This window comes from Microbacterium sp. NPDC057741, assembly GCF_042798735.1.
GTDB lineage: Bacteria > Actinomycetota > Actinomycetes > Actinomycetales > Microbacteriaceae > Microbacterium.
Map to the genome: position 1 here is coordinate 366231 of NZ_JBHVJW010000002.1, position 13690 is coordinate 379920.

The 13690-nt window shown below is 69.3% G+C and carries 12 protein-coding genes; 7 read left to right on the plus strand and 5 right to left on the minus strand.

The genetic code is table 11. The features are described 5' to 3' along the window. Positions 1-63 precede the first annotated feature (63 nt). Positions 64-636: an NADPH-dependent FMN reductase gene (locus ACFVDO_RS08720; RefSeq protein WP_378859970.1), complete on the plus strand. Its 573-nt coding sequence runs from the start codon at positions 64-66 to the stop codon at positions 634-636. 64 nt (positions 637-700) lie between these two features. Here the strand turns inward: ACFVDO_RS08720 and ACFVDO_RS08725 are convergent, their stop codons facing one another. From ACFVDO_RS08725 to ACFVDO_RS08735, 3 genes are read right to left on the minus strand one after another with little or no spacing between them, the layout of a single operon-like run. After that, on the minus strand, positions 701-2572 hold the full coding sequence (locus ACFVDO_RS08725) for an endonuclease/exonuclease/phosphatase family protein (protein ID WP_378859971.1): 1872 nt from the start codon (positions 2570-2572) through the stop codon (positions 701-703). A gap of 50 nt (positions 2573-2622) precedes the next feature. Next, the gene (locus ACFVDO_RS08730) at positions 2623-3315 is read right to left on the minus strand and encodes a response regulator (RefSeq protein ID WP_378859972.1); all 693 of its coding nucleotides are present in this window, start codon (positions 3313-3315) and stop codon (positions 2623-2625) included. Continuing rightward, positions 3312-4559, minus strand: a complete 1248-nt coding sequence (locus ACFVDO_RS08735) for a sensor histidine kinase (RefSeq protein ID WP_378859973.1) — start codon at positions 4557-4559, stop codon at positions 3312-3314. Before ACFVDO_RS08735 ends, ACFVDO_RS08730 begins: the two co-directional genes overlap by 4 nt. 72 nt (positions 4560-4631) lie before the next feature. Here ACFVDO_RS08735 and ACFVDO_RS08740 point away from each other — a divergent pair, with 72 nt between their 5' ends. From ACFVDO_RS08740 to ACFVDO_RS08760, 5 genes are all read left to right on the plus strand, one after another. Further along, positions 4632-5807: an MFS transporter gene (locus ACFVDO_RS08740; RefSeq protein WP_378859974.1), complete on the plus strand. Its 1176-nt coding sequence runs from the start codon at positions 4632-4634 to the stop codon at positions 5805-5807. A 100-nt stretch (positions 5808-5907) separates the two neighbouring features. After that, entirely contained in the window at positions 5908-6351 is a 444-nt protein-coding gene (locus ACFVDO_RS08745) for a VOC family protein (protein ID WP_378859975.1), read from the plus strand. A 1-nt stretch (position 6352) separates the two neighbouring features. Beyond that, a complete protein-coding gene (locus tag ACFVDO_RS08750; RefSeq protein WP_378859976.1) occupies positions 6353-7042 on the plus strand; it encodes a winged helix-turn-helix transcriptional regulator in 690 nt (229 codons plus the stop codon). After that, positions 7039-7662, plus strand: coding sequence for a dihydrofolate reductase family protein (locus ACFVDO_RS08755; protein WP_378859977.1), 624 nt, complete (start codon positions 7039-7041; stop codon positions 7660-7662). Before ACFVDO_RS08750 ends, ACFVDO_RS08755 begins: the two co-directional genes overlap by 4 nt. 221 nt (positions 7663-7883) lie before the next feature. Next, a complete protein-coding gene (locus ACFVDO_RS08760; RefSeq protein WP_378859978.1) occupies positions 7884-10013 on the plus strand; it encodes a collagen binding domain-containing protein in 2130 nt (709 codons plus the stop codon). A gap of 61 nt (positions 10014-10074) precedes the next feature. Here the strand turns inward: ACFVDO_RS08760 and ACFVDO_RS08765 are convergent, their stop codons facing one another. After that, a complete protein-coding gene (locus tag ACFVDO_RS08765) occupies positions 10075-10884 on the minus strand; it encodes a Cof-type HAD-IIB family hydrolase (RefSeq protein WP_378860019.1) in 810 nt (269 codons plus the stop codon). Positions 10885-10906: 22 nt separating this feature from the next. Next, a complete protein-coding gene (locus ACFVDO_RS08770; RefSeq protein ID WP_378860020.1) occupies positions 10907-11752 on the minus strand; it encodes an exodeoxyribonuclease III in 846 nt (281 codons plus the stop codon). A gap of 704 nt (positions 11753-12456) precedes the next feature. Between ACFVDO_RS08770 and ACFVDO_RS08775 the strand changes: the two genes are divergently transcribed. Next, positions 12457-13686: an AAA family ATPase gene (locus ACFVDO_RS08775; RefSeq protein WP_378860021.1), complete on the plus strand. Its 1230-nt coding sequence runs from the start codon at positions 12457-12459 to the stop codon at positions 13684-13686. Positions 13687-13690 lie beyond the last annotated feature (4 nt).

Consider the following 13690-nt stretch of genomic DNA (forward strand, 5'->3'; position numbering starts at 1 on the left):
CACGGGAATGCACCGCCCGGGTGCCGCGTTGCAACCCCCGTCAGACCAGAAAGGGACACCCTCGTGACTCACAAGATCGGCTACATCGTCGGCAGCATCTCGTCCACCTCGATCAACCGCCAGCTGGCCACCGCGCTGGCGAAGCTGGCCCCGGCGGGCGCCGAGCTCGTGGAGATCCCGATCAAGGACCTGCCGTTCTACTCGCCCGACCACGACGCGGACTTCCCTCAGGTCGCCCGCGACTTCAAGCAGGCCATCGCCGACGTTGACGGCGTGATCATCGTCACGCCGGAGTACAGCCGCTCGATTCCCGGCGTGCTGAAGAACGCCCTGGACTGGTCGGCCCGTCCGTATGGTCAGGCCTCCTTCGACGGCAAGCCGGTCGCCGTCATCGGCGGCTCCGGCGGCGGCATCGCCACCGCGGCAGCGCAGCAGCACCTGCGCGCGATCCTCGGCCACTACAACGCCGTCACCATGGGCCAGCCCGAGGGCTTCATCCAGATCACTCCGGGCCTGATCGCCGAGGACGGCACCGTCACCGTCGAGAGCACCCGCGAGTTCCTGAGCGCGTTCGTCGCCGCCTTCGACCTGCTGATCTTCCGCGTCGAGGCCGCACGCGCGCACGTCGCCGCCTGATCATCGCGTCACGCCCGGATGCCCCGGAGCCGCACGGCTCCGGGGCATCCGTCGTGCGGGGGAGTCAGCGCAGGGTCGTGACGACCATCAGGTGGTCGGACAGCTGCGAGGGCACCACCTCCGCGTCCACCACGGTGAGGCCGGACACCAGCAGGTGGTCGATCTCCTCCTTCGGCGCATCCGCCGGAGAGGTGCGTGCCGGGCGGATGCCGGCGAGCGCATCCTCGGCACCGGTGGAGAGCAGAGTGTCCCAAGCATCCGAGCCCGGCGTCGTGTTCAGGTCGCCGCCGCCGACAGCAGGGCCGTCGCCTGCGCCGAGTTGATCGGCGAAGACCTGCGCGGCGCGCACGGTGGCGTTCGTCTCGTTGCCGTCTGGCTGCAGGTGTGTGGCGAGCACGCGCACCGGGGTGCCGTTCCAATCGACGGTCGCCATCGTGATGCCCGCACCGGTCAGTGCGTCGAACATCGGGTACTTCTCCGATCCAGCGCCGCTCACCGGCAGGCTGGTCAGGATCGCGTCGCCCCAGACCGGATCGGCAGCGGGGCCGAAGACCGCCCGCATGCCCAGCATCCTGGCGAGGATGGCGAGCTCGTCCTGCCCGCCGTTGAGCAGCCAGCCCCGGTCGACCTCGCTGAGCAGCACCACCTGCGCGCCCGTTTCGCGGATCTGCGCGGAGACCGCGACCGGGTCGAACCGGCCGTCGATGCCGTAGCCCATGCGCAGGTTGTACGCGGCGACGGTGAGGTCGTCGCCCCGCGCTGCCGTCGCGGATGCCGGCACCGTGACGAACGGCCCCACCAGTGCGATCACGGCCGCAGCGACCGCACCGATCGCGACACCGGCGACCGCCGGTCCGCCGGAGTCGTCCATACGCCTTTCGCTGGCCTGCACCTGGGCGACCGAGACCGGGCCGCCAGGTCGGTATGCGAGCGTCCATCCCGCGATCAGGACGGATGCCGCGACCAGCGCGACATCCGCGCGATAGCCCAGGTCGTACCCGGCGTAGTAGGCGAAGAAGAGCACGGTCCACAGCACCGAGCCGAGTCCGGCGGCGAGCGCGGTGCCGCGCGGCGAGCGACCGGGACCGGCGTGCAGCAGCAGCCGCGCGGCCGCCGCGGGGCCGACCAGGAACGCGACGAGCGTCCACGGCGGAAGCACCCCGGCGAAGCCGTTCCAGGTGATCTCGCCCAGCAGGGACAGGGCGATCGATGAGGCGAACAGCACGGCGGAGATCCACGGTCGCCTGCGCGGTGCGGGCAGCAGCGCCACCACGGCCGCGGCGCCGCAGCCCAGCACCGCGAAGACCGGGCCCCAGACGGTCGCGACCGTCGAGGCGCGGCCGATGTCGCCGAGGGCCAGAAGCACCAGCAACAGGGTCGGGAGCAGCAGCAGGGCGGTGCGCGACGAGACCGGCTCGCGCGGAGCCGCGTCGGCGGTGCGCACTGCGAACACGAGCAGCACGGCCTGGATCACCAGGAGCGACACGTCCCAGGCATCCGACCGCCAGACCGCGCCGAAGCCGCCGAGCATGGCGTGCGTCGCCGCACTGAGCAGCAGGCCGAGGAAGACGCTCGGCACGAAGGTGCGGCCCAGCGACCCGGCCGCAAGGCACAGTGCCGACACCGCGAGCACCACGCCGACCGAGCTGCCGTACAGCTGGATGTCTCCGCCGTCTGGGTTCATGCGCAGCAGTAGCCGCACCGCGAAGGCGGCGACCAGCATCCAGGCCGCGAGCACGGGTGCGGCACGGCGCACGAACGCGACGACGACGAGCGGCAGCGCCATGACCAGCAGCGCGTACGCGCCCATGATCTCCGGCGGTGTCTCGGCCGCACGGCCGAAGAGCGTGATGAGGGAGGGCGTCCAGAGGCGCCACAGATCGATGAGCAGCCACGCGGCGACGATGCCGGTCAGGCTGAGCGAGAGCCTTCTCATGGCCCGAGTCTGGCCGAACTCGGCGGCCGGCCCGCGGTCGGCGCGCCGGTCTACGCCAGCCCGTGCCGGTGCGCCAGCACGACCGCCTGCACACGGTCGCGCGCGCCGAGCTTCTGCAGGACGCGGGAGACGTGCGTCTTCACGGTCGCCTCGCCGATGTACAGCTCCGTCGCGATCTCGCCGTTGCTGCGGGCATCCGCCATCAGTGCCAGCACCTCGGCCTCACGATCCGTGAGCGGCTCGGCGAGGATGCTCGTGTCAACCGCTCGCGCAGTACGGCGCTCGTCGCGGCGCTCCTCGCTCAGGACCCGGGGGGAGGGCGGCGACGAGAACCGTGTCAGCACCCTGCGGGTCACCTCGGGTGCCAGCATCCCGTCGCCGGCGGCCAGGGCGCGCACGGCAGTGAGCAGCTCCTCGGGTCCGGCGTTCTTCAGCAGGAAGCCGCTCGCCCCGGCGTCCAGCGCGTCGAAGAGGTAGTCGTCGCGGTCGAAGGTCGTCACGATCACGACGGCGGATGCCACGGCAGGGTCGGCCACGATCCGCCGTGTCGCCTCGAGGCCGTCCATGTCGGGCATCTGCACGTCCATCGTGATCACGTCGGGCTGCAGAGCGGATGCCGCGGCCACGGCCTCCGCACCGCTGGATGCCTCACCGACCACCTCGATGTCGGGCTGCGTGCCGAGGATCGTCCGGAACCCCGCACGCAGCATCGCGTGGTCGTCGACCAGAAGCACCCTGATCATCGGGCCACCTCCTCCAAGACGCGAAGCGGCACGGTCACCCGCACCCGGAAACCGCCCTGCGGGCGAGGGGCGAGCTCGATCGTGCCGCCCGAGGCGTGCGCGCGCTCCCGCATGCCGAGCTGGCCGAGCCCGGGCCGCAGCGCGGTGATCGCGCGCCCGGTGTTGACGACTTCCAGCTCCACGGCATCCGGCTCGTACCGCACCCGCACGTCGGCGGTCGCGCCGATCCCGGCGTGCCGGCGGGCGTTCGTGAGCGCCTCCTGCGCGATGCGGTACAGGTTCACCGAGACGACGCCCGGCACCGGGACCGGGGCGCCGACGACCGTGTACGCGGTCGGAAGCCCGGCATCCGCCGCCGACGAGGCGAGCTGAGCGATGTCATCCAGCGTGTGAGTCGAGGCGGGCTCGTCGGTCTCGCCGCCGGGCGCGCGCAGCGTCTCGAGCAGCTGCCGGAAGTCGCCGATCGCCGCGCGGGACGCCTCTTCGATGCTCCCGAGCAGACGCTTCGCCTGCTCCGGATCCTGGTCGACGACCAGGCGCGCGGCGCCGGCCTGCACGCCCATCACCGACACGTGGTGCGCGACCACGTCGTGCAGCTCGCGGGCGATCCGCACCCGGTCCAGCGCGACCGCCTGCGCGGCCGACACCTCGCGCTCGGCCTCGAGCTCGGCAGTGCGTCGGGCGAGCGTGTCGCGCTCCTGCGCGGCGTGCCAGGAGCGCTCGCCGAAGTAGTACGCCCCGCCGAAGTACAGCACGTTCACGAGCAGGTTCAGCATCATCATCGCCACGTAGGGCGAGAACAGCCCGGCTGCGACATCCGCCTTGTCGGCCTGCTCGATCGCATCGCGGTACATCACGATGATCAGCCAGACGAACATGCCGAGGATGATCCCGGCGCGCACGTACATCGCGCGGCGACGGTCGTTCATCCAGGCGCCCACCGTGTACAGGGCGATGAACATCGCGATGTTGCCGACGTACATCTCGGGGATGCGCAGGGTGACGGCGACGAAGTACGCGAGCGAGACGACGATCGCGACCGTCGCCGGATACCTGCGGCGCAGGGCGAGCGGCCCGGTGACGATCAGCACGTAGGGCAGGGCGGTCCACGGCTCGGCCTGCGCGTCGCCGTAGATCCCGGCGATCGAACTGAGCGCAGCGCTGAGGATGCCGCCGACGAACAGCACGCCCGCGAGCAGCAGGTCGCCGCGCCGGTCGCGCTCGGACGGGGTTCGGGTGAACATGCCTTCCACGCTAGGCGGCGGCGGCCCTCCCGGCATCCCCCGCGAGGCGGATGCCGGGTGCGAGAATCGAGCGTGACCAGACCGCGGCTCGCACCCCTGTATCTCGCCGGCTTCACCACGGCCTTCGGTGCGCACGGCATCGCCGCGGCGCTCGGCGCCGAGAGCGAGGACATCGGCTGGACGCTGCTGGCCTTCGGGTTCACGCTCGCGCTCTACGACCTCGCCGAAGTGCTGCTCAAGCCGGTGTTCGGCGCGCTCAGCGACCGGATCGGCGTGCGACCGGTGATCGTCGGCGGCCTGCTCGCCTTCGCCGCGTTCTCGGTGCTCGGTGCGCTGGTGCCCGGAACCCTCGGGCTGGTCATCGCGAGGTTCGGGCAGGGGGCTGCGGCATCCGCGTTCTCGCCGGCGTCCTCGGCCGCGGTCGCGCGGCTCTCCGACGATTCGAGTCGCGGCACCTACTTCGGCCGGTACGGCTCGTGGAAGAGTCTCGGCTACGCGCTCGGCCCGCTGATCGGCGCGGTGCTGGTCATCTGGTCGGGCCTGCCTGCACTGTTCTGGGCGCTCGCCGTGTTCGGGGTGGCGGCGGCCGCATGGGTGCTGCTCGCCGTGCCGAAGGTGCCGGTGCTGCCGCGCAAGCGGGTCACGCTGGCCGATCTCGGCCGGGAGCTCACCGCTCCCGGATTCCTGCTGCCGACCCTCGTGCTCGCCGCGACCACCGGTGCTCTCGCCGTCGCGGTCGGCTTCCTGCCGCTGCTCGGCCGGCAGATCGGCATCGGCACGATCGGCAGCATGGCGCTGGTGACCGTGCTCGCCGTGGTGTCGAGCGTCGCGCAGCCGTGGGGCGGCGCCCGGCACGACAGGGGACGGATGCCGGTGCGCGCCGGCGCCGTCTCGGGACTGGCGCTGATCGCGGCGGGCATCGCGCTCGCCGCGGGCGTCGCATTCGCGGTATCCGGATCGTGGCTCGCGATCGCTGGACTCGTGGCATCCGCTCTGCTGGTGGGGGCGGGCGTCGGAACGGCGACACCGGTCGCGTTCTCGCACCTGGCCGCGTCGACGCCCGCCGACCGGATGGGACGGACGATGGGCAGTGCCGAGCTCGGTCGCGAGCTCGGCGATGCGGGCGGGCCGCTGGTCGCCGGGGCTGTTGGCGCGGCATCCGTTCCCGGGGTCGGTCTGGCAGTCGTCGCGGCGCTGACCGCGGGCGCCGGCGTGCTCGCGGCGGTCGGGCTGCGCCGGACGCACTGATTCTCACTTGCTATTGACAAGTTCGGTTGTTTTTTGCAAGCTAGCTTCGACGGGCTCAGCAACCGCAGAGATCCAGACCGTCATCGACAGAGGAGTCATCATGACCAAGGTCTTCGTCAACCTGCCCACCACCGACCTCGAGCGCGCCAAGGCGTTCTACACGGCGCTGGGCTGCACCATCAGCCCCGAGTTCACCGACGACAACGCCGCCTGCGTCGTGTGGAGCGACGACATCTACTTCATGCTCGTCACCCGCGACTACTTCTCGACCTTCACCGAGAAGCCGATCGCCGATCCCAACGCGGTCCTGCAGGTCTCGACCGCCTTCTCCCAGGACTCCCGCGAGGACGTCGACGCGATCATCGCCAAGGGCCTCGCCGCCGGCGGCGTCGAGCCCAAGCCCGCTCAGGACTACGGCTTCATGTACTCGCGCGACCTCGACGACCCCGACGGCAACTCGCTCGGCTTCCTGTTCATGGAGCCCGCCGCCGTCGAGCAGGGGCCGGAGGCGTACATGGCGGCCCAGGGCGACGCGTCGGCCTGACATGGCGGCGCGCAGCTACGGCCAGTACTGCGGAGTCACGACGGCCGTCGAACTGGTCGGGGAGCGGTGGGCGATGCTCATCATCCGCGATCTGCTCGTCGGCCCCCGGCGTTACACCGACCTGAAGCAGGGACTGCCGCGCATCCCCACCAACATCCTGTCCACCCGGCTCAAGGAGCTGCAGGAGGGAGGGGTGGTGCGGCGCGTGCCGCTGCTGAACTGCGGACTGGTATACGAGCTGACGCTCTACGGCAGGGCGCTCGAGCCGATCATGCTCGCCCTCGGACGCTGGGGGTTCCAGGCCATGGGCGATCCCGACGAGGGCGACGTGGTCACCCCCGATTCGCTCACCATGGCGTTGCGCACGTCTCTCGCGGACGGCGCCGACGACCTCGACATCGAACTGCACGTGGGCGACGTCTCGCTGCGTGTGCAGGTCGAAGGCGGCGAACTGCGCGTCGCGCAGCTCGCTCCGCCGGCACCTCCCGTGAGTGGCCGGCTCCCCGACGGCGAAGCGGATGCGGTGATCGTCGCAGGTCCCGGCATCCGCCGCCTGATCGCAGGAGAGGTGACCGCCACCGAGGCGGTCGCTCAAGACCTCGTCGCCGTGGTGCGTGGCGACGAGCGGATGCTGGATCGCTTCGCATCCGCTTTCCACATCGCACCGATACCGATGGGAGTTCTCTCATGACCGGACGCATCATCATCGACCTGTTCACCACCCTCGACGGCGTCGCCCAGGCGCCGGGCGGGCCCGAGGAGGATCCCTCTGACGGCTTCGTCTTCGGCGGCTGGCAGGCCGGTTATCCGAGCGAGGCCGTCATGCGCAGTGTGAGTGCGGGGATGGAGACCCTCGACGCGCTGCTGCTCGGCCGGCGCACCTACGACATCTTCGCCGGCTATTGGCCCCACCACACCACCGGACCGGAGGGCTTCATCGGGCAGCTGTTCGACCGGGTGCCGAAGTACGTCGCCTCGCGGGATGCCGGGATCGAGCTGGACTGGCAGGGATCCTCGCGGGTCGGGGACGATCTGGCATCCGAGATCGCTGCGATGCGCGAGAAGCACCAGGACGTGCACGTGATCGGCAGTGTCGACTTCGTGCAGACGCTGCTCGCGGAGAAGCTCTACGACGAGTTGCAGCTGTGGGTGTACCCGGTGGTGCTCGGGCAGGGCAAGAAGGTGTTCCCCGACGGAGCGGCCCCCGGGAACATGCAGCTGCTGAGCGCCGAGGCCGGCGACGGCGGAGCGGTGCTGCTGCGCTACGCGCCCCTGCCGGGGGAGGTGCGCACGGGGGTCATGGGGGAGTAGATCACCCGCGGCGGGTGATCGGGAGCGATTCGTTGCCTTCTGTACTAGGTGCAGATCCATTCGAGCGGATATGTTCATCACAATGCGCAACCGGCGCAGCATGACATTTGGTTGCGCGGGTGGCGAGGACGCCGTCCGCCGGAAGGACGGCGATGGTTCGATCGCTTTCACGCGCGCGCTGGCGCGCGTTGGTGGCGGGTGCTGCGGCACTCGCGGTGGTAATGACGGGAGCCGTAGGCGCATCTGCAGAGGACGATCCGGCTCCGGGGTCGATCTCCGGGGTCGTGACGAGTGATGTGGATGGTTCGCCTGTCGAGGGCGTCTCCGTCTCGGCCTGGACCGATGACGGCAGCAGTTCCGGCTACGCGACGTCCGGGGCGGACGGCAGCTACACACTCGAGGGGCTGACCCCCGGTGACTACAAGGTCGAGTTCGCCGGAGCGCCGGCGCCGCTCGTGGGCGAGTACTACGACGGGGTGCACGAGAGCTGGGAGGCGCAGTGGGTGCCGGTGGCTGCCGCCGCGTCCGTCACCGGGATCGACGCGTCGCTCGAGAAGGGCGGCGCCATCTCGGGGCGCGTGACGCGCGAGGCGGACGGGTCGCCCCTCCTCGACGTGATCGTGCAGGTGTCCAACCAGACCGGCGCCGGCTTCGCATTCGCCAGCACTGATGCCGACGGTGTGTACACCGTCTCGGGACTTCTGCCGGGGGACTACTCCGTGAGCTTCAACGGTGCGTCGGCATTCCCCGGTGAGACGGGGCTGGCGCAGGAATACTACGACGGCGTCGGGGTGTCCGAGGATGCCACGCTGGTGACCGTCGCGGGCACGGACACCACCACCGGCATCGACGCATCTCTGGTCCAGGGCGGTGTGGTCTCCGGGACCGTCACCCGAGAGAGCGACGGGACACCTGTCGCCGGGGTGAACGTCAGCGTCAGCACCGTCTCCGGTCTCGGTTCCGCCTCCGCGATGACGGACGAGAACGGCGCGTACCGGATCGTCGGGATCTTCCCGGGCGAGTACACCGTCGCATTCTCCGGTTCGGACGACGGCGAGCTGGCCGGGGAGTACTGGAACGGCGTGCACGAGATCGGCGAGGCGCAGCACCTTGTCATCGAGGCCGGAGCGGAGACCGCGTCCGTCGATGCGTCGCTCGAGGCGAAGGCGACGATCAGCGGGACCGTCACGAGGGAGAGCGATGGCAGCCCGGTCGCCGCGCAGGTCAACATCGCGGGCGAGGTCGTCGACACCGACGCCGAAGGGCGGTTCGAGGTCCGCGTGAACCCCGGGACGCACACCGCGTGGATCGTTCCCCAGGATCGGCTGCTGATCGACGAGTACTGGCAGGACACCCGCGACTGGTCGCAGGCGACGCCGATCACCGTCGCCGCGGGCGAGAACCGTGGGGGGATCGATGTGCAGCTGGCGTCGGCCGGCGTGATCTCGGGGACAGTCACGACGGATGCCCCGATAGCGGAGGCGTACATCGAGGCGTGGGACGGTGACGAGTTCGCAGGCGTGGCCTCTGTGAGCGAGGACGGGTCCTACTCGCTGTACGTCGCCCCGGGAACCTACACGCTCAGGGCAAGTGGCTTTGCCCAGTTCGGTGGCCACTTCGTGACGGAGTACTACGACTCGGCGTTCGCACCGGAGGACGCCACGGCGGTCACGGTCTCGGCCGACGGCACTATCGAGGGCATCGACTTCTCGCTCGAGCGCGGCGGGGACATCCGAGGCACGCTGTCCGCGTCCGACGACGGCGAGCCCGTGACGGCGGAGATCACCGCCTACCGTCGCAGCGGCGACGAGTGGCAGGCGATCCGCACCGTCACGACCACCACAGGTGAGTACTCGATCAGTCAGATACCCGCCGAAGAGTCGGGCGGCTGGCTCCCTGCGGGCACCTACACGCTCGGCGTGAAGGCGGACGGATACTGCGAGAGCTTCTACGGCGGCGGCACGTCGCTCGCCGGCGCGAAGACCTTCACCCTCGGAGCCGCCGAGACACTCACGGGCATCGACCTGAACCTCCAGCGTGAGTGCGCCACCCCGGCAGTCGTCGCGGGCACGCCGACCATCGAGGGCGAGCCCCGCATGGGCAAGGTGCTCGTGGCGCAGCCGGGCGAGTGGGGTCCGTCGGGCGTCGAGCTGCAATACCAGTGGTTCGCAGACGGCTCACCGATCCCCGGCGCGCAGAGCGACAGCCTGCACGTGACTGGCCGGCTGCGCGGAGCGCGCATCAGTGTCGCCGTGACCGGCACCCTCGCGGGGCATGTCACCGCCGAGGCGAGCTCCGTGATCCTCGAGCCGGCATACGCCGGCAAGAAACCGAAGGTGCCCGTCGGCTGACACGCCGACAGCCGAGAAGCGCCGCTCCGTGCGGAGCGGCGCTTCTGCGTGTCAGAGGTGCTCAGCCCGCCAGCATCCGCTCGATCACGACGGCGACGCCGTCGTCGGCGTTCGAGGGGGCGTGCTCGTCGGCGGCATCCCGCACGGCCGGCTCGGCGTTCGCCATGGCGACTCCGCGGCCGGCCCAGCGCAGCAGCTCGAGGTCGTTGAGCGCGTCGCCGAAGGCGAGCACCTCGGAGCGGTCGATGCCGAGGCGCGTGCACAGCTGTGCGACGCCGGTGGCCTTCGTGACGCCCTCGGCCATCACCTCGACGAACGGCGCCCCTGACAGGGTGGCCTCGAAGCCGGTCAGGCCGAGGCTCTGCAGGGCGGCGAAGATCTCCGGGATCGGCACAGACGGATGCCGGATCACGAGCTTCAGGCTGGGCGCGCCGAGCACGGACTCGAGCGGCACGCCGCCCATCGTCGCGGGGTCGCGTTTGTGGTCACTGAGGCTGGCGAGCTCGGCGTAGCCGTGCTGGGCGACGAAGCTCTCGCCGGCGTCGCGCACACTCGCGTAGACGAGGTCGGGGATCACCGCGCCCAGAGCCTCGGCCAGCTGCTGCTGCACGGCCGCTGGGATCTCCTCGGCGAAGAGGTGCTCGCCGGTGGTCAGGTGCACGCCGTAGGCGCCGTTCCCGCAGAGCGCCCAGTCGTCGAAGCCCGCGCCGGCGGCGATCATCCGCAGTCCGATCGGCTGTCGTGCGGTCACCGGCACCGTGCGGATGCCGGCCGCGCGGGCGGCATCCAGCGCGGCGCGGGTGCGTGCCGAGACGACGCTCTGCTCGTTCAGCAGGGTGCCGTCGAGGTCGGTCGCGATCAGTTTGAACATCGGTCCCTGAGCCTGACGAGGGTCAGGCGAAGATCATCGGCATGTCGTCGTCGTCCTCGGCGCCACCGAGGTCGAGATCGACGACCACAGGCACGTGATCGCTGGGCTGCTCGCCCTTGCGCTCGTTGCGGTGGATCTCCGCGCCGGTCACAGCGTCGGCGAGCGGCTTCGAACCGAGGATGAAGTCGATGCGCACGCCCTCATTGCGGGGGAACTTCAGGCGCTGGTAGTCCCAGTAGGTGAAGCCCTCCGGGATCAGCGGACGCACCACGTCGCTGACGCCGGCCGACTCGAGCGCGAAGAACGCCTCGCGCTCCTCGGGGGAGACGTGCGTGGAGCGGCCGATCACGATGTCGGGGTCGCCGTTGTCCTTGTCGAACGGGATGATGTTGAAGTCTCCGACCAGGGCGAGGGGGAGCGACGGGTTCGCCGCAGTCTCCGCAGCGGTCGCGTCGCGCAGCGCCTTCAGCCAGTGCAGCTTGTAGGCCAGGTGCGGGTCATCGAGCGAGCGGCCGTTGGGCACGTACAGGCTCCACACCCGCACGCCGCCGACGGTCGCGCCGAGCGCGCGGGCCTCGAGCGGGGCATCCGGCCCCTCGTGTCCCTTCGCGAAGCCTGGCATGCCGGCGAAGTGCGTCTCGACGTCGGTGATCGGTTCACGGCTGACGATCGCGACGCCGTTCCACTGGTTCAGGCCGTGCGCCTCGACGTGGTAGCCGGCGTCTTCGAAGGGCCCGTAGGGGAACTGCTCGGGCTTGCACTTGATCTCCTGCAGGGCGAGCACGTCGATGTCCTCGCGCACGGCGAAGTCGACGGCGCGGCCCACGCGCGTGCGGATCGAGTTGATGTTCCAGGTGGCCAGACGCATGGTTCCAGGCTATCGGTGGGGGCGGACACAGCTCGGACCGGGTCTCATGAGGACAGGATGCGACGGAGTGTGTCGAGCCGAGTTCGATCCGTAGGCAGCCGTCGTGCATCCAGAAGCCGGGCGACTTCGGCATCTAGCTGGAGAGTATCGAAGTGCTGGCCTCCCCGGTCGACCCACTCGCGGTCGTTCCTCTCGGGTCGAGACTCTCCAACAGGGGAGAGTGCGCAGACCACGCGGTCGAGCCATGCCATGGCCTCTTGGCCGAACCACGCGCGATTCCGATCGCGGAATGACTTGACTGCGCCGCGGGTGCTGTTCCTTCGGGTCGCACCATCAGGGACCTTACCCGCGCGGATGCTCTGGATGTATCCGGTGTAATTGGTGACCCAGCCATGGGTCTTGGAGCCGGCAATCTGGGAGTTCGTCAGTCCGTCGCGCTTGCCCCGAAACACGTCGCCTAGGCGAGTGTCGTCGTGTGCGAGTGCATCGTCAATCTCTTCGAGGGCATCGGGTGTTGGTTGAGTGTCCGTTTCAGGCTCCCATCCGTGATTCCGCCATGTTCGCTGCGCTGGGGGACGGATGCAACTGCGGGGCGAGGGCCTGGCCGCGATGCGGTAGGTAATGCGTGGGGCGGTTTTACCGTTTAGTCTGCTTTATTAGAACTTGATAAAGGTGTATAACACTTGTAAACCGAGGGAGTGGACATGGACAGCGTCTCCAACCCGTACACGCCGAACGCCGGTGCATCGCCAGACATCATCGTAGGGCGGCAGGAGCAGACCAAGGCGTTTGAGACACTACTCCGTCGATTGGCCCGCGGGCGTACACACCAATCGATGATCATCACCGGCTTGCGTGGGGTAGGTAAGACGGTGCTCCTGAACGAGTTCGGCGACATCGCCAGGCGCGAACACTGGGAGGTGATCGAGATCGAGGCGAGCAAGCACGACGACACGCGCTTCCGGCAGACGATGGCGTCGCTGCTCAAGGGTGCGCTCCTACGGTTGTCGCCTCGAGCGAAGTGGACGGATCGTGCTCGGCGAGCCGCCGCGGTGGTCGCATCATTCGCCCTGTCCGTCGATCAGCAGGGCACGTGGTCCCTGGCCTGGGATGTCGAGCCAGAAGAAGGGCTTGCCGATCACGGTGATCTGAGTCTGGACCTGACCGACGTGCTTGTCGCGATCGGTGAGATCGCACAAGAGCGGGAGCGCGGTGTTGCCATTCTCATCGATGAGGTGCAGTTTCTTAGCCCGAGACAGCTCGAAGCTCTCATCCAGGCGGTGCACAAGACCGTTCAACGCAAGCTGCCTGTTACCTTCGTCGGGGCAGGATTACCGCAGATCGCTGAATTGGCCGGGGATGCCAAGTCATATGCCGAGCGGCTCTTCCAGTTTCCGAAGATCGATTCCCTGGACGAGGATGACGCGGGCGAGGCGCTCACTGAACCGGCCGTGGGGGAGGACGTTGAGTATGAGGCTGACGCCGTCGCGCTTGCGATCCAGATCACCCAGGGGTACCCATACTTCATCCAGGAGCTCGGATACCAGGTCTGGGAGATCGCGGAGCAGTCTCCGATTACGCGCGCCGATGTGGAGAACGCGCGGGAAGGTTACGAAGCGAAACTCGACAGTTCGTTCTTCCGGGTGCGACTCGACCGTGCAACTCCGTTGCAGACCGCGTACATGCGCGCGATGGCGGAGCTCGGCCCTGATGCGCAGAAGGCGGCGGATGTCGCGCGTGTCATGGGACGCGAATCCACGCAACTGGGCCCTACTCGGGCCGAGCTGATCGACATGGGATTGCTCTACACACCTGAGCACGGTTACGCGGCGTTCACGGTTCCGGACTTCGACAAGTTCATGCTTCGTGCGGTGCCGGCCTTGGTCGTTCCGGAGGTGCAGAAGCGGCGAAGGAAGACGGCGAGACCGGTCTGACGAG